Origin of the sequence: Mycobacterium simiae, assembly GCF_008370645.1 — a bacterium.
GTDB lineage: Bacteria > Actinomycetota > Actinomycetes > Mycobacteriales > Mycobacteriaceae > Mycobacterium > Mycobacterium simiae_A.
On record NZ_VTZN01000582.1, the window covers coordinates 1 to 351 of the forward strand.

The window sequence follows — 351 nt, forward strand, 5'->3', positions numbered from 1 at the left end:
AGTACGTGCAACACCGACGCCGACGAAAGGTTGCCGATCTCGCCCAGGGAGCGCCAGGTTAGCTCCAGGGCCTCCGGCGGGAGGTTGAGACTGGCGGTGATCGCATTGATGATTTTGGGGCCGCCGGGGTGGGTAACCCAGGCGCCGACGTCGCTAACATTCAAGCCGTGCGCGGCCAGAAACGTGGTGACGTCCTCGGCCACGTACTGTTCGACGACGGCCGCTATGTCTTTGGACAAGACGAGTTCAAAGCCGGCCGACCCAACGTCATAGCCCATGGTGCGCAGCGAGTCGGGGTACAGATGACTGCGCGAATCCAGGATGTCCGGTCCGTCCGCATTGACTTGTTCA

The 351-nt window shown here is 62.1% G+C and carries 1 protein-coding gene; it reads right to left on the bottom strand.

Annotation, left to right across the window (positions count from 1 at the left end):
* A partial coding sequence (locus F0Q45_RS26980; protein ID WP_373425112.1) for a 3-oxoacyl-[acyl-carrier-protein] synthase III C-terminal domain-containing protein occupies positions 1-351 on the bottom strand: 351 nt, incomplete at both ends.